This window comes from Streptomyces sp. NPDC054841, assembly GCF_053611045.1.
Window position 1 is genome coordinate 1 of record NZ_JBSGZO010000104.1, and the last position, 22,026, is coordinate 22,026.

The following is a 22,026-nucleotide window of genomic DNA, read 5'->3' on the forward strand; positions in this document are numbered from 1 at the left end:
CCTCTGACGGGTCCCGGCCGCTGTCGTCGCCGTGGTCGGCCGGCGGCGTACGGGCAGTTGGTCAGCCGTTGAGCCAGTCGCCGTCGATCCGGTCGCGGACGCGGTCCAGTGCCTGTTCCGTACGTCCCCTGGCCATCAGCCACGCCCCGGCGTCGTCGCGCAGCAGCACGTCGTCGCGCAGGAACCAGCGCGCAGCCCCGGATTCGCCCGGCGGGTAGTCGGGCAACGGCAGCCGGACGCCGTGTTGTTCCAGCTCCTCCAGGTCCGACTCCTTTGGACCGTCAAGGAAGTCGACGAGCTCGTAGGGCGCGTGCAGCGACTCCGAGAGGACGATCTCGACGAAGGTGAGCGAGACGCGGTCCAGCCAGGGCTCCCACGTCTCGGCGCTCTTGTCCGCCAGGTCGAGACGTACGACGACGGCGGGGTCGTCCCGGTCGAGGTCGGTGAGCAGGATGCCCCAGCGGGCGGCGCCCTGGTTCTCGTCGCGGAAGACGAGCGCCTCGCCGCTCTCGTCGACGTACAGCTCGGCCGGGGCGCGCAGTTCGTCGTGGTTGCTGGTCAGGTCCGCGCGGTTGCCGAGGAGGGCGTACGCCTCGCGCAGGGCGGCCGGGAGTCGGAGCTCCAGCCGCTCCTCGGCGGCGGCGAGGTCCGCCTCGGGGTATCCGGCGGCGTCGTCGAGCGCGCCGTCCGTCCAGTGCGCGGTGAAGTCGCGGATGAACTGCCAGGCACCCTGCCGGCTCTCGACGCCCGCCGCCAGCGACCGGGCCAGGTCGAACTCGTCTGTCATGAGGTGACCGTACTGGCGGGCACTGACAGCCCAGGCGGGAGCGCGCGGTTACGGAACCGGGGCGTCCGGGAGCCAGGGAGCGCGGGAGCTTTCCGGCCACCGGGTCCATGGGATCCGGCCGGTCCGTCAGGTCCCCCTCCCGGACTATTGACTCTTTTTCTCACAGCCGCTTTTCTCGTCGCACTGCTTACGCAGTCATGACAACCCACCGATCCCCTTTACCCGATATGCCTTGGCTCTTCCAACCCCCCACCCGCTCACCGATGTTCTGAGCGACGACACCGAAGGCACGAGTGATGACCACGAATCGACGCTCGCACCGCACACGCAAACGGCCTCTCGCCGTCCTGATGCTGTTCCTCACCGCGGTTGCCCTGGTCCTCGGCACGGGCCCCAGCTCCTCGGCCGTGGCCGGGGCCGAGGCCGGCGCCGAGGCCGGCGCCGAGGCCGGCGCCGACTGGTGGAACCCCGCTGCGCGGCCCGCACCCGACTCCCAGATCAATGTCACGGGTGAGCCCTTCAAGGGAACCGACTCCCAGGGACGCGTCCGGGGCTTCGTCGACGCACACGACCACCTGATGTCCAACGAGGCCTTCGGCGGCCGGCTCATCTGCGGCAAGACGTTTTCCGAGCAGGGCGTCGCCGACGCGCTCAAGGACTGTCCCGAGCACTACCCCGACGGTTCGCTCGCGATCTTCGACTTCATCACCAAGGGCGGGGACGGCAAGCACGACCCCAACGGATGGCCGACGTTCAAGGACTGGCCGGCCCATGACTCGCTGACCCACCAGCAGAACTACTACGCCTGGGTCGAACGCGCCTGGCGCGGCGGTCAGCGGGTCCTCGTCAACGACCTCGTCACCAACGGCGTGATCTGCTCGGTCTACTTCTTCAAGGACCGCAGCTGCGACGAGATGACGTCCATCCGCCTGCAGGCGAAGAAGACGTACGAGATGCAGGACTACATCGACAAGATGTACGGCGGCCCGGGGAAGGGCTGGTTCCGGATCGTCCTCGACAGCGCGCAGGCCCGCGAGGTCATCAAGCAGGGCAAGCTGGCCGTCGTCCTGGGGGTCGAGACCTCCGAGCCGTTCGGCTGCAAGCAGATCCTGGACATCGCCCAGTGCGGCAAGGACGACATCGACCGCGGTCTGGATGAGCTGTACGGCCTCGGCGTGCGCAGCATGTTCCTGTGCCACAAGTTCGACAACGCCCTGTGCGGCGTCCGCTTCGACTCGGGCACCCTCGGCACGGCGATCAACGTCGGCCAGTTCCTGTCGACCGGCACCTTCTGGAAGACGGAGAAGTGCGCGGGCCCGCAGCACGACAACCCCATCGGCCAGGCATCGGCGCCCGAGGCGGAGAAGAAACTCCCGGCGGGTGTGACGGTCCCGTCGTACGCCGCGGACGCGCAGTGCAACACCCGCGGTCTCACCGGGCTCGGCGAGTACGCCGTACGCGGCATGATGAAACGCGGGATGATGCTGGAGATCGACCACATGGGCGTCAAGGCCGCGGGCCGCGCCCTCGACATCCTCGAGTCGGAGTCGTACCCCGGCGTGATCTCCTCGCACAGCTGGATGGACCTCAACTGGACCGAGCGGGTCTACGCTCTCGGCGGCTTCATCGCCCAGTACATGCACGGCTCCGAAGGGTTCATCGGGGAGGCGAAGCGCACGGAGGCGCTGCGCGACAAGTACGGCGTCGGATACGGCTACGGCACCGACATGAACGGCGTCGGCGGCTGGCCGGGCCCCCGCGGCGCGGACACCCCGAACCCGGTGCGCTACCCCTTCCGCAGCGCCGACGGCGGCGCCGTCATCGACCGGCAGACCACCGGACAGCGCACCTGGGACATCAACACCGACGGAGCCGCGCACTACGGCCTCGTACCGGACTGGCTGGAGGACATACGCGTCGCCGGCGGCAAGGACGTCGTGGACGATCTCTTCCGGGGCGCCGAGTCCTACCTCACCACCATGAAGGCGTCCGAGAACCACAAGGCCGGGGTGAACCTCGCCGCGGGCGCCTCCGCCTCGGCCAGCTCGTCGGAGTGGAACCCGTTCACCAGCTACGCACCCGGCAGGGCGGTGGACGGCAGGACCGACACCCGCTGGGCGAGCGACTGGAGTGACGACCAGTCGCTCCAGATCGACCTCGGCGCGCCCAGGACGGTCAAGCGGGTCGTCCTCGACTGGGAGCGCGCCTACGGGAAGTCGTATCGCATCGAGGTCTCCAGCGACGGCAAGGACTGGCGCACCGTCTGGTCCACGACCAGCGGTGACGGCGGCCTGGACACGGCGCAGTTCGCGGCGACTTCGGCCCGCTACGTACGCGTCCACGGGCTGGAGCGCGGCACCAAGTGGGGCTACTCCCTCAACGAGGCCGGTGTCTTCAGCAGCTGACATCGCGCAGCGCGGTACCGACGGCCGGGGTGTGCCGGATCATCTCTCCTGATCCGGCGCACCCCGACCGATCGGGTTCACGGCGACCGAAGGGTGGTACGAGGGGCCTCTGCTGCGGCGCTGCTCGCCGGTCCGTGGTCCGCGGTCCGCGGTCCGGTCAGGATCATCCACGCATCCCGAACAGGAAGCGTGTCACCCTGGCCCGGCGTACCAGCAGGTCGTACGACACCACCGTCAGGGCCAGTGAGGCCGCCGCGATCGTGAGGTACTTGACCGCCATCGGGGCGCTCCAGCCGACGACGCCGTACGCCACCGCGACCACGATCGGCTGGTGCAGGACGTACAGCGGCAGTGCCGCCACGGCCAGGTACGCGTAGATCCGTCGGGGACGGGTGTCCCGCGCGGGCGAGGAGGGGCCGCGCCGGTCGAGGAGGCCGAGAATGGCCACCAGCCAGCACCAGCCGGCCGTGCCGTAGAGGGTACGGGTGGCGATCGCGACGGCGGTCATGTCCGTGAAGGGGTCGTCCGCGAGGAGAAAGCCCGGCAGACCGGTCACGAACAGGGCCAGGCCCAGTGCGGCCGCCAAGGGTGCGTCACGGCGCATCGCCGAACGGAAGCGGTCGTCGGCGGCGAGTACGTACCCGTAGACGAAGAAGAGGAGGTACGCCCAGCGGCTCCATCCGGCGAAGGACTCCTCCAGCCCCAGCAGCGCGCTGATCAGCGCGACCGGGACGGCCGGCAGCAGCACTGCCCCGCGCCGCCGCCCGCACGCCTCGGCCAGTCGCTCGACCGGAAGCCGGTCGGCCAGCGGGGTCAGCAGCAGCGAGAAGGCGAGCAGCAGCACCACGAACCACAGATGGCCCGTCTCGAAGTACTCGCCGTCCAGGACGAAGGGGAATCGGCCAGGTCCAGGTGTACGTCGAAGAAGCGGGACAGGAAGCGCCAGTACGACTCCTCGTACTCCGGGTCGGCGGCCCGCTCCCGGAGCCACTGGGGGATCGGGATGATCGTCAGTGTCGCCGGCACCAGCGGTACGCCCAGGCGCAACAGCCGTTCCCTGGTGAATCCGGCGGGGCCGCGCCGCCGTAGCGAGTGCCATGAGCCGAGCCCGGCTATGAGGAAGAGCATCGGCATCGCCCACACCACTGCGAGCCCGGCGACGATCGTGGTGGCTTCGGTGGTGTCGGCGTTCTTGACGTAGTAGTCGTCGCGCGTGTCGAAGACCAGCGCGGAATGGAAGAAGACCAGGCCGACCACCACCAGGGTGCGGATCGCGTCGAGTTCCGGCCGTCGGCCCGGTCGGCGGGGTGTCAGTCGTTCGTCGTGGGTCATGGCACGCCCCCCTTGGGCCCGCCGCGCGGATCGTGCAACGGGTGTACGGCAATGACGTCGTTGAAGCGAACCGGATACAAACGTAGGGCGCCGGGCGGCCCAGCGGTACCTGGTCCGGCGCACGACGGCCCACGAGCGTCGACGGCAGCCAGATCTCCGTTCCAGATGGATTTGCACTGATGCGCCGTTATGCCCCAACTGCCTCAGTACCAGAACGCCTTCGCGACCGCCTGCCCCGCCTCGGCCGTGCGGCCGTAGAAGGTGCGCAAGGCCGTGTGGCGCCCGGCGAAGATGTCCCTGACCTCCCCCTCGTCCCAATCAGGGCCGAACGAATCGTGGATCTTCGCGCCGGCGGTCCCCCACAGCGTCTCGTACGGCACGTCCGTCAGGAATGCCGCCGCCGTCCGTGTCTCGGCCGCGGTGAGCACGGCGAACGGCGGCTGATTGCCGGAGGGGTCCTGCACGACGCGGCCGCCGAATACCGGGAGTTCCCATGCCCCGTCGCCGCCCTCGGGGAGGGTGGCGCCCGCCTCGCACAGTTCGTGGACCGTGGCGAAATCCTTCTCGATGGATTCCGCGATGCCCGCCGCGTGCTCGGCGTGACGTACGTCCCAGTCCCAGGCCGCCCCCATGAAGTCCAGCAGCCAGGCGAAGTCGCGTCCGTGGATCTCGGATTCAGTCACGGCGCGGAGGTGCATGTGGAAGCTCATGGGCCGGGAACCTACTCCCGGGTGCTGACAACCGGGCTCGGCCGATATCCGTAATGTCCGCCGTAGGTGAAGTTCTGCAACCGGATGCGCACCGAGGCCGGAGACGTCCGAAGGCGGCCAAAGGTTGTACGGTCGGCGGAAATCCGCGCTGTGAGAACCCACACTCCGGATCACCGTGATGGTCCCGACATCGGCGCCGCTTGATCAGGCATGGACAGGGACTTCGGCACACTGCCCGGCGCGCGGGACATGCGCGCCTACGTCGCCCGTTTCGTCGCGCAGCTGACCGAGCGGAACCGGCTGCCGCTCGACTACTCCGTCGCCAGCCTGCGCATCGTCGACTTCGTGGTCGACGGGCTCCGCCGCAACCAGCCCGAGCAGGCGCAGGTCGAGGCGGTTCTGAGCGGACTCGGGGGGTATTCCGGTGAGGTGATCGTGCGCCGGGCGGGCGGGCAGTGGGTGGACTTCGACGCCGTGCAGCGGGAGTTCTTCGGTCAGCCGGTCGGGATCAGGATGCCGGACGGCCGGGCCTGGAATCCGCTGGGTAAGGTGGTGAACCGGTTCGAGGCGGGCTCGGCGGAGTCCGTACAGCAGTTCTATCTGCTGTTGCACGGCCGAGCCGGCCGGAAGGTGCCGTGCTGAGCTCTCCGTGACATGACTTTGCGGGCGGCTGTGAGCCGCGGACACGGTGTCCGGCGCCGTTGTCGCTACGAAGAGGGAAGTGTGCGCGCCTACGACGGGGAACTCGGCGCTGCCGTCGAGCGGGCCCAGCAGGGTGACGAGGATGCGTTCGCGCAGGCGTACCGGATGGTCCAGCCCAGGCTCCTCGGCTTCCTGCGGGGACTGGTCGGGGAGGACGCCGAGGACGTCGCGTCCGAGGCGTGGCTGGAGATCGCCCGCGATCTGGGCCGCTTCCGCGGGGACGGGGCGGGGTTCCGCGGCTGGACGGCGACGATAGCCCGGCACCGGGCCCTGGACCATCTGCGCAGACAGCAGCGGCGTCCGCGCACCTCGCTCCTGGAGCAGGACCTGCTGGAGCTCCCGGACTCCGACGACACCGCAGCCGCGGCGCTGGAGTCCCTGGCCACGGAGCGGGCGCTGGAGCTGATCGGGAGCCTGCCGCGTGACCAGGCCGAAGCGGTGCTGCTGCGGGTGGTGGTCGGGCTGGACGGTCCGGCGGTCGGGCGGGCGCTGGGCAAGCGTCCCGGGGCCGTTCGGTCCGCGGTGCACCGGGGACTGAAGAGATTGGCGGGGAGCCTGGCGCAGGCCGGCGCCCCGGGCCGCGAGACGCCCGGCGGGCGGCGACGCGAGCCGGAGGGAGAAGCATGAATCCGGAACGGGAAGACCCCCGCCCGCACACCCCGGAGCTCGAAGCGCTCCTCGAAGCGGCGCGCCGCGGCGGTACGCCCGATCCGGCCGCTCAGGAGCGGGCGCTCGCGGCATTTCGCGCGGCGCGGGACGAGGGAGTGCACGCTGCACCGGTGCGCCGGCGGCGTGCGCGGGACGACTGGCGGCCCGCCCGTGAGCGGCGCCGTGCGTCCGTGCTCGTGAAGGCGTTGCTCGCGGGTCTCGTCGCGGGTGCGCTCGGCGGGGTGGCGGTCGCGGCGGGGACGGGCGTGATGCCCATGCCGTTCGGGGGCGACGAGGGGCCCGACAGAGCGCGGAGCTCCTCCGTGTCACCGGGCCCGGACCTGAGCGAGACCCGGCGCGACGAGCGAGGAGCGGGGGGCTCGGCGGGGCCCACGGGGCCCTCGACGGGCACCGCGGGGCCCACGCGTCCCGATACGTCATCGGCCGACGCCGCCCTGTGCCGCGTGTATCTCGCCGCGCTGGAGCGGAAGGGGGTGCCGCCCCGTGGGAAGGCCGTGGAACGGCTGGAGGCGAACGCCGGTGGCCGGGAGCGCGTACGGGCTCATTGCGAGCGCGTCTACGCGGCCGAGGAGCGGCGGAACGACCCGGATCCGGCGCGGAGCCAGGGCCCGGAGGACGAGCCGGAGGGCACGCCCGGAGCCGGGCAGCCGACCAAGGAATCGGGTCGTACGTCCACGAAGGAGCCGGGGAAGCAGGCCACCGGGGCGCCGACCGGGCAGGACGGCACCTCTGCGCAGGATCAGGCCCCCACGGCCGCCCGCTGAGCCGGTGTACCGAGAGCCGGTGTACCGACGGCTCGACGCTCCCGGCAGAAGGCACGGAAGGACGCGGATGAGAAGACGTGAATGGCCGGAAGAGATGTGGGAAGGACGACCGGGGCCGCCACCCCCCACAGGAGAGGCCCCGGTCGCCGTCCGCCGGGACCGCGGAGCGGACCCGTACTCCTCTCAGCGCCGTGGGTGCGTTTTCTGTCACACCGCGCGGCGTCAGCAGAATGTTGCAAGTTGTACAAGACGTGGACGCGGCACCTGCCGAGGACGTAGCGTTGCGCTGCGCGCTGGGCTGTGCGGCGGTAGTGACCAGCCGCGATTGACGAACGGGTAGTGGGAGTGCTGGGGGACGACGCGGAGTTGACCGCCGCGGTGAGTGCGGCGCAGGACGGGGACGAAGACGCCTTCCGGACTGTGTATCGCGCCGTGCATCCGCGGCTGCTCGGGTACGTACGGACGCTGGTCGGCGAGCCGGATGCCGAGGACGTCACGTCCGAGGCCTGGCTGCAGATAGCCCGGGACCTGGACCGGTTCAGCGGTGACGCGGACCGGTTCCGCGGCTGGGCCGCGCGGATCGCCCGCAACCGTGCCCTGGACCACATACGGATGCGGGGCCGGCGCCCCGCGGTCGGCGGCGACGAGACCGAGCTGACCGGAAAGCCGGCCGAGTCCGACACCGCGTCCGAGGCCATGGAAGCCCTCGCGACCGGCCGGACGATGGAACTGATCGCCCAACTGCCGCAGGACCAGGCGGAGGCCGTCGTCCTGCGCGTGGTCGTCGGTCTTGACGCGAAGAGCGCGGCCAGGACACTGGGCAAGCGCCCCGGCGCCGTACGCACGGCGGCACACCGAGGGCTGAAGCGGCTCGCCGAGCTGCTGGGCGCGGAGCACAGCGGTGCGGAGGGCCTCGGCCGCGGCACGGAACTCGGCGCCGTACCGCCGCAGCGCAACCCGCGCCCCGGAGCGATGCGCTCCACCGGTGTGACGCATTCGCGTCTGCGGACGCAGAAGGACATGTGATGGCCGACGAGCGGTACGAATGGCTCGACAAGGCGGCTGCGGAGCGACTGCTTCGCGGTGAGCCTGTCGAGCCCGTCGGCGTTGACGCGCGTAGCCAGGCCCGCGGACTCGCGGAGGTACTGGACGCGGCCCGTGTCCGGGGCGCCGGGACCGAGCCGATGCGTGGCGAGGACGCCGCGCTCGCGGCGTTCCGCAAGGCCCGTGACGGCGGCGCGGCGGAGCTGCTGCCGGAGGTACGGCTCACTCCTGCGCCCCCGCCGGTCCGTTGGGGCCGGTCCATGCGCTGGGGGCTGGCTGCCTCGCTGGCCGGTTTCGCGGTGGGCGGTGTCGCCGTCGCCGCCGGGACCGGTGTGCTTCCGGTGCCGTTCGGCGGCGACCGTGATCCGGCGCCCGGCTCCTCCGTCTCGGCCGCGGTCACTCCCGGCCCGCTCGTCTCCGAGCCGCCGACCGGTGGACCCGGTACGTGGCAGCTTCCGACGCCGACGGACGGAGCGGGCGATCCGGCGGCTTCGCCGTCCTCGGGTGCCGCCTCTCCCACGGGTCGCCCCCGGGACCGGGCGAGCGCCGGCGGCGAGCACCCCGAGTCCGCGTCGCCGGGCACCGGCGGCGGGGACAAGGGCACCGGCAGCACGGAGTGGTACCGCAAGACGGCCGCCGCCTGCCGTGACTACCGCAACGGCACCCTCGACGAGGAGCGCAAGCGCGGTCTCGAGGCCGCGGCCATGGGCGCGGACCGGATCAAGCGGTTCTGCGACCGGGTGCTGTCCACCGACGACAAGGGCGGCAGCGGCGGCGACGACCGGGGCGGCGACAGTGGCGCCGGAGACGGCAGCAGCGGCGGGGGTGACGACGGCAGCGGCGGGGGCGACGACGGCGACGACGGACCCTCCAACGGTGACGGCTCCGGCGGCGCGGGCGCTCCGGCGCCGAGCATTCCCGGAGTCCCGGCCCCGGGCGCTCCCGGCCTTCCGGTGCCGAGCGTTCCCAGAGCTCCGATGCCGAACGTCCCCGTCGTGCCGACGTCGGTCAATCCTGCCGTCCCGGCCCCGGGCCGCCCCGCATTCGCGGTGCTGCCGTGCCCGGACGCGGCGACATCGCTGCCGGCCCTCCGGCCCGCGCCCGCGCTGGCGCTCCAGGTCTCACCCACCTGACCGCGCTCGGCCTCTCGGTCTCGCCTTCAGGGCCGCGCCCGTGCCCGAGCTCTGGGTCTCACCCACCTGACCGCGCTCGGCCTCTCGGTCTCGCCTTCCGGCCCGCGCCCGTGCCCGAGCTCTAGGTCTCACCCACCTGACCGCGCCCGCGCTCGTCCTCTAGGTCTCACCCGCCGACCCGTGCCCGCGCTCGGCCTCTCGGTCTCACCCCTCCTGACCTGCGGGTTTCTTCTTTCTAGAAAAACTTCCAGCCAGGTGTGACGTTTTTCGGCTGAACGGCGCAGTAGTAAGTGAGCCGACTGGTCATCGGCCGTGCCAGAGCCGGGGTTCCCCCCGTACCTACGGCTCGGCGCACACAGGCGCGGGCGGGGCACGTTCCCCCGGTCCCGCCCGCGCCTCCTCACTCGTCCTGGGTCACCAGTGGACGACGACCTTGTCGCCGACCTTCACCTGGTCGAAGACCGACGCGAGCTTCCTCTTGTCCCGGACGTTGACGCAGCCGTGCGAGGCGCCGTTGTAGCCGCGGGCTGCGAAGTCCGCCGAGTAGTGCACCGCCTGGCCGCCGCTGAAGAACATCGCGTAAGGCATCGGCGTGTGATAGATCGTCGACTCCCACTTCTTGGCCTTCCAGCCCACGCTGAACGTTCCTTCACGGGTCGGCGTGTTCTCCGAGCCGAAACGCACGTCCATCGCCGCGACGACCTTGCCGTCGATCATCCAGGCGAGCGTCCTGCTCTCCTTGCTGATGCACAGCACCCGGCCCGTCATGCAGCGCGCATCGGGCTTGTCCAGCGTGTTCGTCGTCGGCGGGCGCAGCTCGTCCGCGGTCGGCCGGCGGGTCATGGTGATGAGCGTCTGCCAGGTGACCTCGTCGACCGAGCCGGTCCTGGGCAGCCCCCGCTTCGACTGGAAACTGCTGACCGCCTTCGACGTCATCGAGCCGTAGAACGCGGTGGGACTGCGGTGGAAGTAGCCGATCTGCCGGAGCCGCGCCTGCAATTCGCGGACCTGCTCGTTCTCCGTCCCCTCCGTCATCAGCACCTTCGGCGGCTTCGAGGGGGTGGGCTTCGCCGTGGCCGGGGAGGCGCTCGGCTTGTCGTCCGTCACCGGGGTGGCCTTGGGGCCGGGACCCTTGGAGGGCGCGGAGGGCGTGCCCGAGGCGGCCGGCGGCGCGGCCGTCCCGCTGGGCGTCGCCTGAGCGGTGCAGCCGGCGACCAGGGCCACGGCCACGGCGGCCATGAGCGATCTGCGCAAGACGGACGTACGGTGCATAGGTGCCCCCCGGGCTGTCGTGTGTGAGTAGGGATGCTTCCCGGGAGCGCTTGGTTGCGAACTGTGGAGCATCTTGTGAGGAAGGTCCCGGCGTGCGGCGCTCCACCGGCCGCACGGCCGCCGATACAGTCCGTCGTGAGGGTCATTACTCGTCGGTAACTTCAGCAGCAGCTCTAGCGGGAGGCACAGCATATGGCGCGCGAGTCGGAGTCGGGACTGCCCGTCGAGCCGGTTTACGGACCGGGCTCCCTGGAGGGGTGGGAACCGGCCGAGAAGCTGGGGGAGCCCGGCGCGTACCCCTTTACGCGCGGCGTCTATCCGTCCATGTACACAGGCCGTCCCTGGACCATGCGTCAGTACGCCGGCTTCGGTACCGCCGTCGAGTCAAACGCCCGCTACAAGCAGCTCATCGCCAACGGCACGATGGGTCTGTCCGTCGCCTTCGACCTGCCGACCCAGATGGGCCACGACTCGGACGCCCCGATCTCGCACGGCGAGGTCGGCAAGGTCGGCGTGGCCATCGACTCGATCGACGACATGCGGGTGCTGTTCGGCGGGATCCCGCTGGACAAGGTCTCCACGTCGATGACGATCAACGCCCCCGCCGCGCTGCTGCTGCTCCTCTACCAACTCGTCGGCGAGGAACAGGGCGTCCCGGCGGACAAGTTGACCGGCACCATCCAGAACGACGTGCTCAAGGAGTACATCGCCCGCGGCACCTACATCTTCCCGCCCAAGCCCTCGCTGCGGCTGATCGCCGACATCTTCAAGTACTGCAAGGCCGAGATCCCGAAGTGGAACACGATCTCGATCTCCGGCTACCACATGGCGGAGGCCGGGGCCTCGCCCGCGCAGGAGATCGCTTTCACCCTTGCGGACGGGATCGAGTACGTCCGGACGGCCGTAGCGGCGGGGATGGATGTGGACGACTTCGCGCCCCGGCTGTCCTTCTTCTTCGTCGCGCGTACGACGATCCTGGAGGAGGTCGCGAAGTTCCGTGCCGCGCGCCGGATCTGGGCGCGCGTGATGCGCGACGAGTTCGGCGCCAAGGACCCCAAGTCGCTGATGCTGCGCTTCCACACCCAGACCGCCGGCGTGCAGCTCACGGCCCAGCAACCCGAGGTGAACCTGGTCCGCGTCGCCGTCCAGGGCCTCGCGGCCGTCCTCGGCGGCACCCAGTCGCTGCACACCAACTCCTTCGACGAGGCCATCGCGCTGCCGACCGACAAGTCCGCCCGCCTCGCGCTGCGCACCCAGCAGGTCCTCGCCTACGAGACCGACGTCACCGCGACCGTCGACCCGTTCGCCGGCTCGTACGTCGTCGAGAACATGACGGACGGCGTGGAGGCCGCGGCGCTGGAGCTGATGGCGAAGGTGGAGGAGCTGGGCGGCGCGGTCAACGCCATCGAGCGCGGCTTCCAGAAGGACGAGATCGAGCGCAACGCGTACCGCATCGCGCAGGAGACGGACAGCGGCGAGCGTGTCGTCGTCGGTGTGAACCGCTTCACCCTCGACGAGGAGGAGCCGTACGAGCCGCTGCGCGTCGACCCCGCGATCGAGGCGCAGCAGGCCGACCGGCTGACGAAGCTGCGTGCGGAACGCGACGGGGCGGCCGTCGAAACGGCGCTCGCCGAGCTGAAGAAGGCCGCCGAGGGTACGGACAACGTGCTCTACCCGATGAAGCAGGCGCTGCGGGCGCGGGCCACCGTCGGCGAGGTGTGCAACGCGTTGCGCGAGGTGTGGGGGACGTACGTCCCGGGCGGCGCGTTCTGAGCGCGCGCCGGTGAGTGGATACCCGTACGAGTGATCACGGGCGGAATGCGCGCGGCGAGGGATACGCTCGTGGAGAGTGCTTCCCGAGAGGAGGGTGCCGTGGCTGTGATGATGCACGAGACGTCACTTGCTGATGCTGCCGATCGCCTCTGGGACGAGTTGCCCGGGCACCGGGTGGAGATCCTCAACGGGAGCATTGTTGTGACACCGCCGCCGGATGGGGCGCATCAGGAGACGCTGTCGTGGCTCATCGAGGAGTTCTACCGAGCCGGTGCGCGAGAGGCGGGTGTCAAATACCTGCAGGGCATCGGCCTGTGGCTGCCCACAGGACCGGATGACTACGCGGTACCCGATCTGTCACTCGTCGACGTCGACTACAAGGACGCCCTCGTCGAGAAGAATTGCTACGCGCCACACGTCTTCCGCCTGGTCCTGGAAGTGACGTCCACCAACTGGTCGAATGACATGATCATCAAGGTGGAGACCTACGCCAGGGCCGAGATCCCGGTGTACGTGGTCGTGGACCGCAAGCACGACCGGGTCCTGGTGCACACCGACCCCGACGGCGACGAGTACCGCGTCTGCGCGACGTACAAGCGCGGCATGTCCGTTCCCTTGCCCGACTCGGTCGGCGTCGCCCTGAAGCTGTCCGCCGACCGGCTGCTCGACGGCGACGACTAGGGCCTGTCCGGTGGATCTTGCTGGGCTCGCGACGCCCTGCGACTCCGTCTCCTGCTCCCCCTGGGCCCTGCGGGCCCGGGAGGTGCCCCCAGTCGTCAGTCGGCATGGCTCCGCCATGACTCTCCCCCTGCCTTCGGCGGGGGCCCCATCCTCCGCCTTGGATCCGAAGCCGCATCAGTGACATCAGCCGCTCCGCGGCGGGCGCTCGCTGATCCAGCCTGATCCACCGGACAGGCCCTAACCCGTGACCTTCGCGAGGTAGTCGCCGAGCCCTGCCGCGTCCTCGCCCGCCCACCCGACGTAGCCGTCGGGGCGGACGAGGAAGAGGCCCTTGCCGTACGCCTCGTACGGCTCGGTCCGGTGGATGCGCACCGGACCGGGCAGCGGCGGAAGCTCCGCGTCCGTACCCACCGCGAGCAGCGTGAAGTGCGGCCCGTGGAAGACGTCGAAGAGCCGGGAGCCGTCCGCGAGGAGGCCGTCCGGGGCGCGGTCGCCCGCCGTGAGCGCGCCCGCGGAGCCGGTGGCGAGCGGGCCGCCGCGGTAGCCGAGCCCGAGCTGACGGGTGGTGCTGCCGCGCTTCGCCTCGCCCCGGTGGATGCGCGTGGACAGGCCGAGCATGTCCGCCGCGATGGGCCTGCGCTCCTCCTCGTAGGTGTCGAGCAGTGCGGTCGGCGCGCCCTCGCGCAGCACCTGGCCGAGCTTCCAGCCCAGGTTGTAGGCGTCCTGGACGCTGGTGTTGAGGCCCTGGCCGCCGGCGGGGGAGTGGACGTGGGCGGCGTCTCCGGCCAGGAAGATCCGGCCGTCGCGGAACCGCTCGGCGAGGGCCGCGCGCGGACGGAAGTCCGAGGCCCAGCGCACTTCGGTGACCTGGTCCGCCGTCAGATGGGTGCGCTCGGCGACCAGGGCGCGTACCGCCTCCGCAGAGGTGTCCGGTGTGCCCGTGACGAACTGCGCGACGAGCTGGAAGTCCTCGGTGCCGGGCAGCGGGCAGATCGCCGTGTAGCCGCAGTCCCCGCCGAACATGTGCCAGTTGTCCCGGTCGAGATCCGGTATGCGGACGTCCGCGACCAGCATCGGCGAGGGGTCGACGCTCTCGCCGTCCATGCCGATGCCGAGGACCGTGCGTACCGTGCTGCGGCCGCCGTCCGCGGCGACGGCGTACCGCGCGCGGACGACCGTGCCGGACCGCAGCCGCGCCGTGACTCCGTCGACGTCCTGTGCGATTCCGGTGACCTCCTGGCCGAAGGCCACGTCGCCGCCGAGCTCGCGGAGCCGGGCGAGCAGGATCTCCTGGGTGCGCCACTGCGGCAGCAGCCACGGCTCTCCGTACGGCTCGGCGTCCGTCGGCTCGGCCCGGTCGAACATGTCGTGCTCGTCGAGCCGCTCGCCGTCCTTCCAGAGCAGGCCCAGCGGCGCCCGTCCGCCCGCCGCGAGGACCGGGCCGACCACGCCGAGATCGTCGAGGACCTCCATCGTGCGGGGCTGGAGCCCCTTGCCCCGTGAGCCGGGGAACAGGCCGTCCGCCTTCTCGACGACGAGCGCGCCGACGCCGCGGCGGGCGAGGTCGACGGCGAGGGCGAGGCCCGTGGGGCCGGCGCCGATGACGAGGACGTCCGTTTCCTTAACGCTGTTAAGTTCCATGTCGGGAGCATGCCCTTAACGGCGTTAAACTGTCAAGGTGGGACCAACGAAGATCGACCGCGCGAAGGTCGCGGACACGGCGCTCCGCCTGCTGAACGAGGTGGGCCTGGAAGGGCTGACGCTGCGCGCCATCGCCAAGGAGCTGGACGTCAAGGCACCCGCCCTGTACTGGCACTTCAAGGACAAACAGGCGCTGCTCGACGAGATGGCGACGGAGATGCTCCGGCGGATGTCCGCCGAGCTGACCGAGTCGCTGTCGGGGGACTGGCGCGAGAGCCTCACCTCGGCCATGCGGGGAATGCGCGCGCATCTGCTGCGCTACCGCGACGGGGCGAAGGTCTACAGCGGCACGCACTTCACCGACACGAGTTACGCGGCGCCCCTGGAGGCGCATCTGCGTGCCCTGACCGAGGCGGGCTTCACGCCGACGGCCGCCGCGCGGGCGTGGTTCACCGGGTACAGCTACACGATCGGTTATGTGATCGAGGAGCAGGCGATGGGCCCGGGCCCGGTCAATGGGCCCGAGGGCTATGACCTGGAGGCCCGCGCCGAACGCCTCGCCGGCCATCCGCTCGCCGTGGAGGCCGGTTTCGAGATCTTCGCCCACCACGACGAGGGCTTCGAGACGGGCCTGGCGGCGGTGGTGGCGGGGATCGGAGCGGTGTTTCTTCCGTAGGCCCTGTCCAGGGCTCATCCCGAGCCCCGCTGGGGGTCCCCATCCGGAGCGGGGTCCGGAGCGGGGTCCGGAGCGGGGTCCGGAGCGGGGTCCGTAGCGGAGCCCCGGTTGCCTCAGCCCAGCGCCGCGCGCTTCAGTCGCCGCACGCGCCGCGCGACCCGGCGGACCGTCGCGTTGCGGGGCACCGGGATGCCCCCCGGCAGGCCCAGCACCGTCAGGCGGCGGCGCTTGAAGTAGCGCCAGGTGCCCGGCGAGAGGTGGGCCGCCAGATACGTCTCCGCCGGCTTGCGGAGATCCGCCCGGATCTTCGGCTGCATCGCGAAGCCGACCGCCCGGACGAGCCCCGAGAGCTCGTCGTCCACGGCGCGCGGCGCCCCCGACGCCCCGGCCTCCAGATCCGGCACCAGCGCGTCGACGATCGTGAGCGGTACCCGGTTGCTGTTCTGGTACGGGGTGAGCCGGTCGAGCAGCGGCTCGGTGCCGATCCTCGCCACCGGGATGCCGTAGAACGTGCTCGCCGTCAGCAGCGCCGTCGAGAAACAGCCCACCACCAGCGCGGGCTTGATCGCCTGGTACAGCACCTCGGCCAGCAACGGCTGCTCCAGCACGGTCAGTTCCGCACCCAGCCGCGCCGCCTCCCGCTCCAGCGCCCGCGACCAGGCCGCCGGGGCCACCGGATGCGGCTTGAAGACGAGGCGCCGGTGGCCGAGCGCGACCGCGCCCCGCACCATCCGCAGGTGCAGCGTCTCCTCCTCCTCGGTGGTGAGGATGTCCAGCGCCGCGAGGTACTGCCCGAGCAGCAGGGCCACAGGCTCGCCGTCGGCGGACCCGTTCGAGCCGCCGGGTACGGACAACTCTCCCGTGCCCTCGGTAAGTTCCTCGACGACCTTCGTGAACGCCTCCGCGGGCACCAGCCGCGGCTGCGCCCCGAACTCCGCCAGCAGCAGCGGCTCCAGTCCGGGCACCAGATCCAGATGCAGCAGCCTGCGCACCCGCTCGCCGACCAGCGGGTCGATCTTGTTCCGTGTCGGGCCGTAGCTCATCAGCCCGTCCGCGTACACATCGAGCCGCGCGTCCGGGAACAACTGGGCGACCGCCAGCGCCGGGCTGACCTGGATGGACTCCACGGCCAGCTCGATCCGGTCGTCGCCGAGACCCCACAGCGTCCGCAGATGCCGCTCCAGCATCGGGACGTCGTCCGGCCGCGGCGTCCAGCCGCTCGGGTGGAGCGGGTCGATCGCCTCGTTCCAGGACAGCACGCCGTCGAACCGTCCGCGAAGCTGCTCGAAGCCCGGCATCTCGTCGAGCGCGGGCGTCGTCTCCGGTACCCCCGCGTTGTTGCTGACCAGCAGCAGCCGCCGGTCCGCCGGCTCGAAGCAGCCGCTGTCGATCGCCGCGGCCAGCGATGTCGCGCCGTACAGGGTGGAAGCGAAGAAGATCTGAGTCGTACGCATCAGGCCGCCGCCCCCGTCGCGCCGGAGCCGGCCGGTACCCCCATGGTCCGGCGGCGCAGCCTGCGCAGCCGGGACGCCCGCTCGGCGTCCATCGAGCCGAGCGCGTCCTTCAGGATGTCCTGCGGCATCCGCCGCAGCGCCGCCGTACTCAGCGAACGCAATTTCCGGGCCACGGCGGGTTCGTACCTCTCCGCTGATCCCAAGTGATGGGAAATAAGGGCACAGTATGTTCGGACGGCTTTTGGCAACAGCCGGTCGGAATCCGGGTCCTTTGCCGTTTCTTCGATCACCTGGTCGAAAGCCCTGATGAAATCGAGCTGCCGGATGTCGCCGATCTGTGTCAGTGACGCGGCGACACCGCGCCGGTAGAAGATCCCGAGCAGGCTCACCGCGGCGAAGGATTCCGCATCGCGGTGCAGCCGCCAGATCCACGGCCGGTCCTCGGCCGTCCGCAGCCCGTCCGTGAAGTGCAGCAGGCCCTGGTCGAGCAGCTTGCGCCGGTAGATGCCGGCCCAGGCCATCGGGTAGTCGACGGAGGTGGTGCGGTCGGCCGGCAGGATCGCGTCACGCGGCCGCAGCACCTCGCCCCGGCGGCCCACCGGCACCCGGAAGACCTTGCGTTCGCGGGCCGTGCACTGGACGTGGTCGGTGCGGACGAAGTCGCAGCCCAGGTCCTCGATGGCGGAGAGCAGCCGTTCGTAGTGGCCGGGCGCCAGCCAGTCGTCGCCGTCGAGGAAGGTGAGGTACTCGCCGCGGGCCGCGTCGAGCCCGGTGTTCCGGGCGGTGGCCAGCCCGCCGTTCTGTTCGTGTCTGATCAGCACCGCCCCCGGAAGCTCGCGTTCCGCACGCTCCAGGATCCCCGGCGTCCCGTCCGTCGAGCAGTCGTCGACGAGCAGGAATTCGAAGTCGTCACGGGCGTTCGCGCGCAGACTCCTGAGAGTGTCGGGTGCATATGACTGCACGTTGTAGAACGGCACGATGACGGAGAGCTTGACCACCTGCCGGACACTAAGCGCGAGCCCGGCATTCATTCTTGCCGCGGGAGGGACAGTGGGTGAACAGGGTGCGGCGGATTTGTTAACCGGTCCGACTCATAGGCCTTATCTCGATTCGTCGACCCGCTGTTAACCATTTGTTGCTGTCCAGTTGGGCCGCAAAACCAAATGCCTTTCTAACGTCCTCGGCGTGCCATCAAGTACCAGCCAGTCGCTGCGCGTCGCCGTGCTCGCCGACTCCGACACCCGGTGGAAATGGGGTGCGCTCACCGCGCGCCGGACAGTCGCGGAGGAGGCACCGGACGGCCCGGCCGAACACGCCGTGCTGACGGGCTTCCTGCTGCGGGGCCGGGCGACGCCCACCGCGCGCCAGCTCGCCGAGGTCGGGGTCACAGCCGACTCCCTGCGCGAAGTCACCGGCGCCGAGTTCCTGCGCGCGATACGCGACGAGGGGTACGACATCGTCGTCCTCGCCCTCGTCGGCGGCGCCGTGCAGGCGATGCTGCACGGACTGGCCGCCCTGCGGCTGCCGCGCAGGCCCGTGCTGGTCACCGGCTATGTCGGCGTCGTCTACGAGAAGCTCGCCGACGGACTGCTGCTGCGCCACGGCGCGGACGTCGTCCTCGCCAACTCCCGCCATGACGCGGACCGTTTCCGCGCGGTGTACGAGGGTGTGGGCGCCGATGCCTCCTCGGTCACCGAGGCGGCACTGCCCTTCCTCGGCGGCGCACCGTACGAGCGGCAGGAGGGGCGGGACACGGTCGTCTTCGCCGTCCAGCCGTCCGTACCGGAGAGCCGCGCCGACCGCACGTATCTGCTGCGGCGGCTCGTCGAGCACGCCCGGCTCCACCCCTCCCGCGAGGTCCTGCTCAAGCTGCGCTCCAAGCCCGGCGAGCACACCACGCACCTGGAGGAGCTGCCCTACCAGAAGCTCGCCGACAAGCTCCCCGGTGGTCTTCCGCCCAACTTCAGCCTCGTGTACGGGCACATGGGAGAGGTCCTCGACCGAACCGACCTGCTGGTCACCGTCTCCTCCACGGCGGCGCTCGAGTCCCTCCACCGGCGCATCCCCACCGCGGTCCTCACCGACCTCGGGGTGCGCGAAGCACTCGGCAACCACCACTTCCTCGGCTCCGGACTGCTCACCTCCTGGGACCACCTCGACGGCGGCCACCGGCCGCAGCCGGACGAGGAGTGGCTGGCCCGGCAGGGCGTCGCCGCGGACGGGGCGTACGAGACGGCCTTCGACGAGGCACGCAAGCGGGTCGCGGAGCTGCTGCGGCAGCCGGAGCTCTCGCCCCTCAGCCCCTACTACACCCCCGCCACCGCGCCCGGCTATCTGCCTGGCATCCTCGCCCGCCACCACCTCGCCGCGGACGGCACCCCGCTGCCCGGCGCGGCCCCGGCGAACGAACTCACCGGCGTGCGCCGCATGGTGCGCGACGCGGTGCGGGGGGCGGCGCGCGGCGCGTACCGCCACGGCGTGCAGCGCGTCGCCCCCCTCATCCGCCGCATGGGCGAACTGTGAACCCCCTGAAGGCACCGAAGGAGCCCCACTCCATGACCACCGTCCTCGCCGTGATCCCCGCCAGGGGCGGCTCCAAGGGCGTGCCCGGCAAGAACCTCGCCGCGGTCGGCGGTATCCCGCTCGTCGCCCGCGCCGTCCGGGCCTGCACGGGCGCCCGCCTGGTCACCCACGTGGTGGTCTCCACCGACGACGCGGCGATCGCGGACGCGGCCCGCGCGGCGGGAGCCGGCGTCGGCGCAGCCGACAGAGTGCACTGTGTGCAGCGGCCGGCGGCCATCGCCGGCGACACCGCGACCAGCGAGTCCGCCGTGCTCCACGCGATGGACGCCCACGAGGCGATCCACGGCCGCCCGGTCGACGTGGTCCTCCTCGTCCAGTGCACGAGCCCCTTCATCACCAGCGACGACATCGACGGGGTCGCCTCCGCGGTCGTGGAGGACGGCGCGGACACGGCGGTGACCGTCGCCCCCTTCCACGCCTTCGTCTGGCGCCGCACTCCCGCTGCGCTGCCCGTCGGGGCCCCGGCCCGGCCGCATCCGGCGGAGCGGGCCGCCGCGGCCCCCGTCGAGGACGGCCAGGGCGTCAACCACGACAAGGCCTACCGCCCCCGCCGCCAGGACCGGCCCGAGGACTTCGTGGAGACCGGAGCCGCGTACGCGATGGAGGCCGGCGGCTTCCGTACGCACGGACACCGCTTCTTCGGGCGGACCGCGCTCGTCGAGACCGACCCCGCACGGGTCCTGGAGATCGACGATCCGCACGATCTCGCCCGGGCCCGCGCGCTCGCGCCGCTGCTCGACCCCGCACCCGTACCCACCAGGGACGACGTCGACGCCGTCGTCCTCGACTTCGACGGCACCCAGACCGACGACCGCGTCCTCATCGACGCGGACGGCCGCGAACTCGTCGCCGTCCACCGCGGCGACGGCCTCGGCGTCGCGGCGCTGCGCCGCTCCGGGCTGAAGCTGCTGATCCTCTCCACCGAACAGAACCCCGTCGTCGCGGCACGCGCGCGCAAGCTGAACGTCCCCGTGCTGCACGGCATCGACCGCAAGGACCTCGCCCTGAAGCAGTGGTGCGAGGAGCACGCGGTCGCGCCCGAGCGGGTCCTCTACGCCGGCAACGACGTCAACGACCTGCCCTGCTTCGGGCTCGTCGGCTGGCCCGTCGCCGTCGCGAGCGCGCACGACTCGGTGCGCGCCGCCGCCCGCGCCGTCACCGCCACACCCGGTGGCGCCGGCGCGATCCGGGAGATCGCCACCTGGCTTCTCGGTCCCACCCTCACCACCCCCGCCCTGTAAGCCGAACCCGTAAGGAACCCCACATGAACTCCCGTCTGCGCACCCTCGGCAGCAAGACCGCGGGCCCCGGCCACCCCGTCTACGTCACCGGCGAGATCGGCATCAACCACAACGGCGACCTGAACAACGCGTTCGCGCTGATCGACGCCGCCGCCGACGCCGGCTGCGACGCGGTCAAGTTCCAGAAGCGCACCCCGGAGATCTGCACCCCGCGCGACCAGTGGGACATCGAGCGCGACACGCCCTGGGGCCGGATGACGTACATCGACTACCGCCACCGCGTGGAGTTCGGCGAGGACGAGTACCTCCGGATCGACGAGCACTGCAAGAAGCGGGGCATCGACTGGTTCGCCTCCCCGTGGGACACCGAGGCCGTCGCCTTCCTGGAGAAGTTCGACGTCCCGGCCCACAAGGTCGCCTCCGCCTCTCTCACGGACGACGAGCTGCTGCGCGCCCTGCGCGCCACCGGCAAGACGGTCATCCTCTCCACCGGCATGTCGACGCCGAGGCAGATCCGGCACGCCGTCGAGGTGCTCGGCAGCGACAACATCCTGCTCTGCCATGCCACGTCGACGTACCCGGCCAAGGCCGAGGAGCTCAACCTCCGCGTCATCAACACCCTGCAGGCCGAGTACCCGAACGTCCCGATCGGCTACTCCGGCCACGAGACCGGCCTGCAGACCACCCTCGCCGCCGTCGCCCTCGGCGCCTCGTTCGTCGAGCGCCACATCACCCTCGACCGCGCCATGTGGGGCTCCGACCAGGCCGCCTCCGTCGAGCCGGGCGGTCTGCAGCGCCTCGTCCGCGACATCCGCACCATCGAGAACGCCCTCGGTGACGGCGTCAAGAAGGTGTACGACTCCGAGCTCGCCCCGATGAAGAAGCTCCGCCGCGTCGCGGGCGTCGTCGCCGAGGCCGGGGCCGAGCAGACCGAGCCGGTCGCGGTCTGACGACCATGGATCTCGCCTTCGTCGAGAGCCCGGTCCAGCTGCTGAACGTCCTGGAGTGGGCCCACACCCCCGCGCTGTCCGGTGTCCCGGCGCAGCCGGGACCGGCGTCCACCCGCACCCGGCCGGGGCGCCCCGCCGACCTGACGGTCGTCGTCCTGTCGCCCACCGACCCCATGTCGCGGGGCCAGCTTCGCCGGATGGCCGAGCTG

Annotated in this window: 20 protein-coding genes and 1 pseudogene; 13 read left to right on the forward strand and 8 right to left on the reverse strand. The window is 71.1% G+C overall.

The window, feature by feature from the left end; all coding sequences use genetic code 11:
* Window positions 1-61: 61 nt before the first annotated feature.
* Entirely contained in the window at window positions 62-787 is a 726-nt protein-coding gene (locus ACWGI8_RS16565) for an SMI1/KNR4 family protein (RefSeq protein ID WP_453661524.1), read from the reverse strand.
* Between the two features lie 296 nt (window positions 788-1,083).
* On the opposite strand from ACWGI8_RS16565, the gene ACWGI8_RS16570 reads away from it, so the two are divergent.
* On the forward strand, window positions 1,084-3,192 hold the full coding sequence (locus ACWGI8_RS16570) for a galactose-binding domain-containing protein (protein WP_453661526.1): 2,109 nt from the start codon (window positions 1,084-1,086) through the stop codon (window positions 3,190-3,192).
* A gap of 163 nt (window positions 3,193-3,355) precedes the next feature.
* Here the strand turns inward: ACWGI8_RS16570 and ACWGI8_RS16575 are convergent, their stop codons facing one another.
* From ACWGI8_RS16575 to ACWGI8_RS16585, 3 genes are all read right to left on the reverse strand, one after another.
* Window positions 3,356-4,039: an acyltransferase family protein gene (locus ACWGI8_RS16575; RefSeq protein WP_453661528.1), complete on the reverse strand. Its 684-nt coding sequence runs from the start codon at window positions 4,037-4,039 to the stop codon at window positions 3,356-3,358.
* Window positions 4,006-4,524, reverse strand: coding sequence for an acyltransferase family protein (locus tag ACWGI8_RS16580; protein WP_453661529.1), 519 nt, complete (start codon window positions 4,522-4,524; stop codon window positions 4,006-4,008). The genes ACWGI8_RS16575 and ACWGI8_RS16580 overlap by 34 nt, the downstream gene beginning before the upstream one ends.
* A gap of 203 nt (window positions 4,525-4,727) precedes the next feature.
* Window positions 4,728-5,234: a DUF1877 family protein gene (locus ACWGI8_RS16585; RefSeq protein ID WP_453661530.1), complete on the reverse strand. Its 507-nt coding sequence runs from the start codon at window positions 5,232-5,234 to the stop codon at window positions 4,728-4,730.
* A gap of 210 nt (window positions 5,235-5,444) precedes the next feature.
* Between ACWGI8_RS16585 and ACWGI8_RS16590 the strand changes: the two genes are divergently transcribed.
* From ACWGI8_RS16590 to ACWGI8_RS16610, 5 genes are all read left to right on the forward strand, one after another.
* A complete protein-coding gene (locus tag ACWGI8_RS16590) occupies window positions 5,445-5,876 on the forward strand; it encodes a hypothetical protein (RefSeq protein WP_453661532.1) in 432 nt (143 codons plus the stop codon).
* A gap of 81 nt (window positions 5,877-5,957) precedes the next feature.
* The gene (locus ACWGI8_RS16595) at window positions 5,958-6,563 is read left to right on the forward strand and encodes an RNA polymerase sigma factor (RefSeq protein ID WP_453661533.1); all 606 of its coding nucleotides are present in this window, start codon (window positions 5,958-5,960) and stop codon (window positions 6,561-6,563) included.
* The gene (locus tag ACWGI8_RS16600; RefSeq protein WP_453661534.1) at window positions 6,560-7,369 is read left to right on the forward strand and encodes a hypothetical protein; all 810 of its coding nucleotides are present in this window, start codon (window positions 6,560-6,562) and stop codon (window positions 7,367-7,369) included. Before ACWGI8_RS16595 ends, ACWGI8_RS16600 begins: the two co-directional genes overlap by 4 nt.
* A 345-nt stretch (window positions 7,370-7,714) precedes the next feature.
* Window positions 7,715-8,395 (forward strand): RNA polymerase sigma factor, encoded by a 681-nt coding sequence (locus ACWGI8_RS16605; RefSeq protein WP_453661550.1) that lies wholly within the window; start codon window positions 7,715-7,717, stop codon window positions 8,393-8,395.
* Window positions 8,395-9,546: a hypothetical protein gene (locus ACWGI8_RS16610; RefSeq protein ID WP_453661535.1), complete on the forward strand. Its 1,152-nt coding sequence runs from the start codon at window positions 8,395-8,397 to the stop codon at window positions 9,544-9,546. The genes ACWGI8_RS16605 and ACWGI8_RS16610 overlap by 1 nt, the downstream gene beginning before the upstream one ends.
* A gap of 414 nt (window positions 9,547-9,960) precedes the next feature.
* On the opposite strand, the gene ACWGI8_RS16615 is transcribed toward ACWGI8_RS16610, so the two are convergent.
* Window positions 9,961-10,785, reverse strand: coding sequence for a L,D-transpeptidase family protein (locus ACWGI8_RS16615; RefSeq protein WP_453661551.1), 825 nt, complete (start codon window positions 10,783-10,785; stop codon window positions 9,961-9,963).
* Window positions 10,786-11,010: 225 nt separating this feature from the next.
* Between ACWGI8_RS16615 and ACWGI8_RS16620 the strand changes: the two genes are divergently transcribed.
* Both ACWGI8_RS16620 and ACWGI8_RS16625 read left to right on the forward strand, forming a co-directional pair.
* Window positions 11,011-12,591, forward strand: coding sequence for an acyl-CoA mutase large subunit family protein (locus tag ACWGI8_RS16620; RefSeq protein WP_453661536.1), 1,581 nt, complete (start codon window positions 11,011-11,013; stop codon window positions 12,589-12,591).
* Window positions 12,592-12,699: 108 nt separating this feature from the next.
* Window positions 12,700-13,272: a Uma2 family endonuclease gene (locus tag ACWGI8_RS16625; RefSeq protein WP_453661553.1), complete on the forward strand. Its 573-nt coding sequence runs from the start codon at window positions 12,700-12,702 to the stop codon at window positions 13,270-13,272.
* Between the two features lie 237 nt (window positions 13,273-13,509).
* On the opposite strand, the gene ACWGI8_RS16630 is transcribed toward ACWGI8_RS16625, so the two are convergent.
* Window positions 13,510-14,913 carry an FAD-dependent monooxygenase gene (locus ACWGI8_RS16630; protein ID WP_453661538.1) on the reverse strand — a complete coding sequence of 468 codons (1,404 nt, stop codon included), beginning with the start codon at window positions 14,911-14,913 and terminating at the stop codon, window positions 13,510-13,512.
* Window positions 14,914-14,950: 37 nt separating this feature from the next.
* Between ACWGI8_RS16630 and ACWGI8_RS16635 the strand changes: the two genes are divergently transcribed.
* Window positions 14,951-15,589, forward strand: coding sequence for a TetR/AcrR family transcriptional regulator C-terminal domain-containing protein (locus ACWGI8_RS16635; protein WP_453661540.1), 639 nt, complete (start codon window positions 14,951-14,953; stop codon window positions 15,587-15,589).
* 113 nt (window positions 15,590-15,702) lie between these two features.
* On the opposite strand, the gene ACWGI8_RS16640 is transcribed toward ACWGI8_RS16635, so the two are convergent.
* Window positions 15,703-17,043 carry an alpha-2,8-polysialyltransferase family protein gene (locus ACWGI8_RS16640; protein WP_453661542.1) on the reverse strand — a complete coding sequence of 447 codons (1,341 nt, stop codon included), beginning with the start codon at window positions 17,041-17,043 and terminating at the stop codon, window positions 15,703-15,705.
* Window positions 17,043-18,041, reverse strand: coding sequence for a glycosyltransferase family 2 protein (locus tag ACWGI8_RS16645; protein WP_453661544.1), 999 nt, complete (start codon window positions 18,039-18,041; stop codon window positions 17,043-17,045). Before ACWGI8_RS16645 ends, ACWGI8_RS16640 begins: the two co-directional genes overlap by 1 nt.
* Window positions 18,042-18,228: 187 nt before the next feature.
* Between ACWGI8_RS16645 and ACWGI8_RS16650 the strand changes: the two genes are divergently transcribed.
* The 4 genes and pseudogenes from ACWGI8_RS16650 to ACWGI8_RS16665 form a co-directional block, all read left to right on the forward strand.
* A complete protein-coding gene (locus tag ACWGI8_RS16650) occupies window positions 18,229-19,566 on the forward strand; it encodes a DUF6716 putative glycosyltransferase (protein ID WP_453661545.1) in 1,338 nt (445 codons plus the stop codon).
* A gap of 32 nt (window positions 19,567-19,598) precedes the next feature.
* A complete protein-coding gene (locus ACWGI8_RS16655; RefSeq protein ID WP_453661547.1) occupies window positions 19,599-20,867 on the forward strand; it encodes a cytidylyltransferase domain-containing protein in 1,269 nt (422 codons plus the stop codon).
* A gap of 23 nt (window positions 20,868-20,890) precedes the next feature.
* Window positions 20,891-21,817 carry an N-acetylneuraminate synthase family protein gene (locus ACWGI8_RS16660; protein ID WP_453661548.1) on the forward strand — a complete coding sequence of 309 codons (927 nt, stop codon included), beginning with the start codon at window positions 20,891-20,893 and terminating at the stop codon, window positions 21,815-21,817.
* Window positions 21,814-22,026 (forward strand): annotated as a pseudogene (locus ACWGI8_RS16665) (hypothetical protein); the annotation flags it as partial. The gene ACWGI8_RS16660 and the pseudogene ACWGI8_RS16665, both read left to right, overlap by 4 nt.

Bases quoted from the DNA above. Each gene is read 5' to 3' on its own strand.
- ACWGI8_RS16610 (WP_453661535.1), top strand. From the start codon at position 8,395: ATGGCCGACGAGCGGTACGAATGGCTCGACAAGGCGGCTGCGGAGCGA.
- ACWGI8_RS16600 (WP_453661534.1), top strand. From the start codon at position 6,560: ATGAATCCGGAACGGGAAGACCCCCGCCCGCACACCCCGGAGCTCGAA.
- ACWGI8_RS16565 (WP_453661524.1), bottom strand. From the start codon at position 787: ATGACAGACGAGTTCGACCTGGCCCGGTCGCTGGCGGCGGGCGTCGAG.
- ACWGI8_RS16590 (WP_453661532.1), top strand. From the start codon at position 5,445: ATGGACAGGGACTTCGGCACACTGCCCGGCGCGCGGGACATGCGCGCC.
- ACWGI8_RS16655 (WP_453661547.1), top strand. From the start codon at position 19,599: ATGACCACCGTCCTCGCCGTGATCCCCGCCAGGGGCGGCTCCAAGGGC.
- ACWGI8_RS16660 (WP_453661548.1), top strand. From the start codon at position 20,891: ATGAACTCCCGTCTGCGCACCCTCGGCAGCAAGACCGCGGGCCCCGGC.
- ACWGI8_RS16580 (WP_453661529.1), bottom strand. From the start codon at position 4,524: ATGACCCACGACGAACGACTGACACCCCGCCGACCGGGCCGACGGCCG.
- ACWGI8_RS16615 (WP_453661551.1), bottom strand. From the start codon at position 10,785: ATGGCCGCCGTGGCCGTGGCCCTGGTCGCCGGCTGCACCGCTCAGGCG.
- ACWGI8_RS16630 (WP_453661538.1), bottom strand. From the start codon at position 14,913: ATGGAACTTAACAGCGTTAAGGAAACGGACGTCCTCGTCATCGGCGCC.
- ACWGI8_RS16640 (WP_453661542.1), bottom strand. From the start codon at position 17,043: ATGCGTACGACTCAGATCTTCTTCGCTTCCACCCTGTACGGCGCGACA.
- ACWGI8_RS16620 (WP_453661536.1), top strand. From the start codon at position 11,011: ATGGCGCGCGAGTCGGAGTCGGGACTGCCCGTCGAGCCGGTTTACGGA.
- ACWGI8_RS16625 (WP_453661553.1), top strand. From the start codon at position 12,700: ATGATGCACGAGACGTCACTTGCTGATGCTGCCGATCGCCTCTGGGAC.
- ACWGI8_RS16570 (WP_453661526.1), top strand. From the start codon at position 1,084: ATGACCACGAATCGACGCTCGCACCGCACACGCAAACGGCCTCTCGCC.
- ACWGI8_RS16585 (WP_453661530.1), bottom strand. From the start codon at position 5,234: ATGAGCTTCCACATGCACCTCCGCGCCGTGACTGAATCCGAGATCCAC.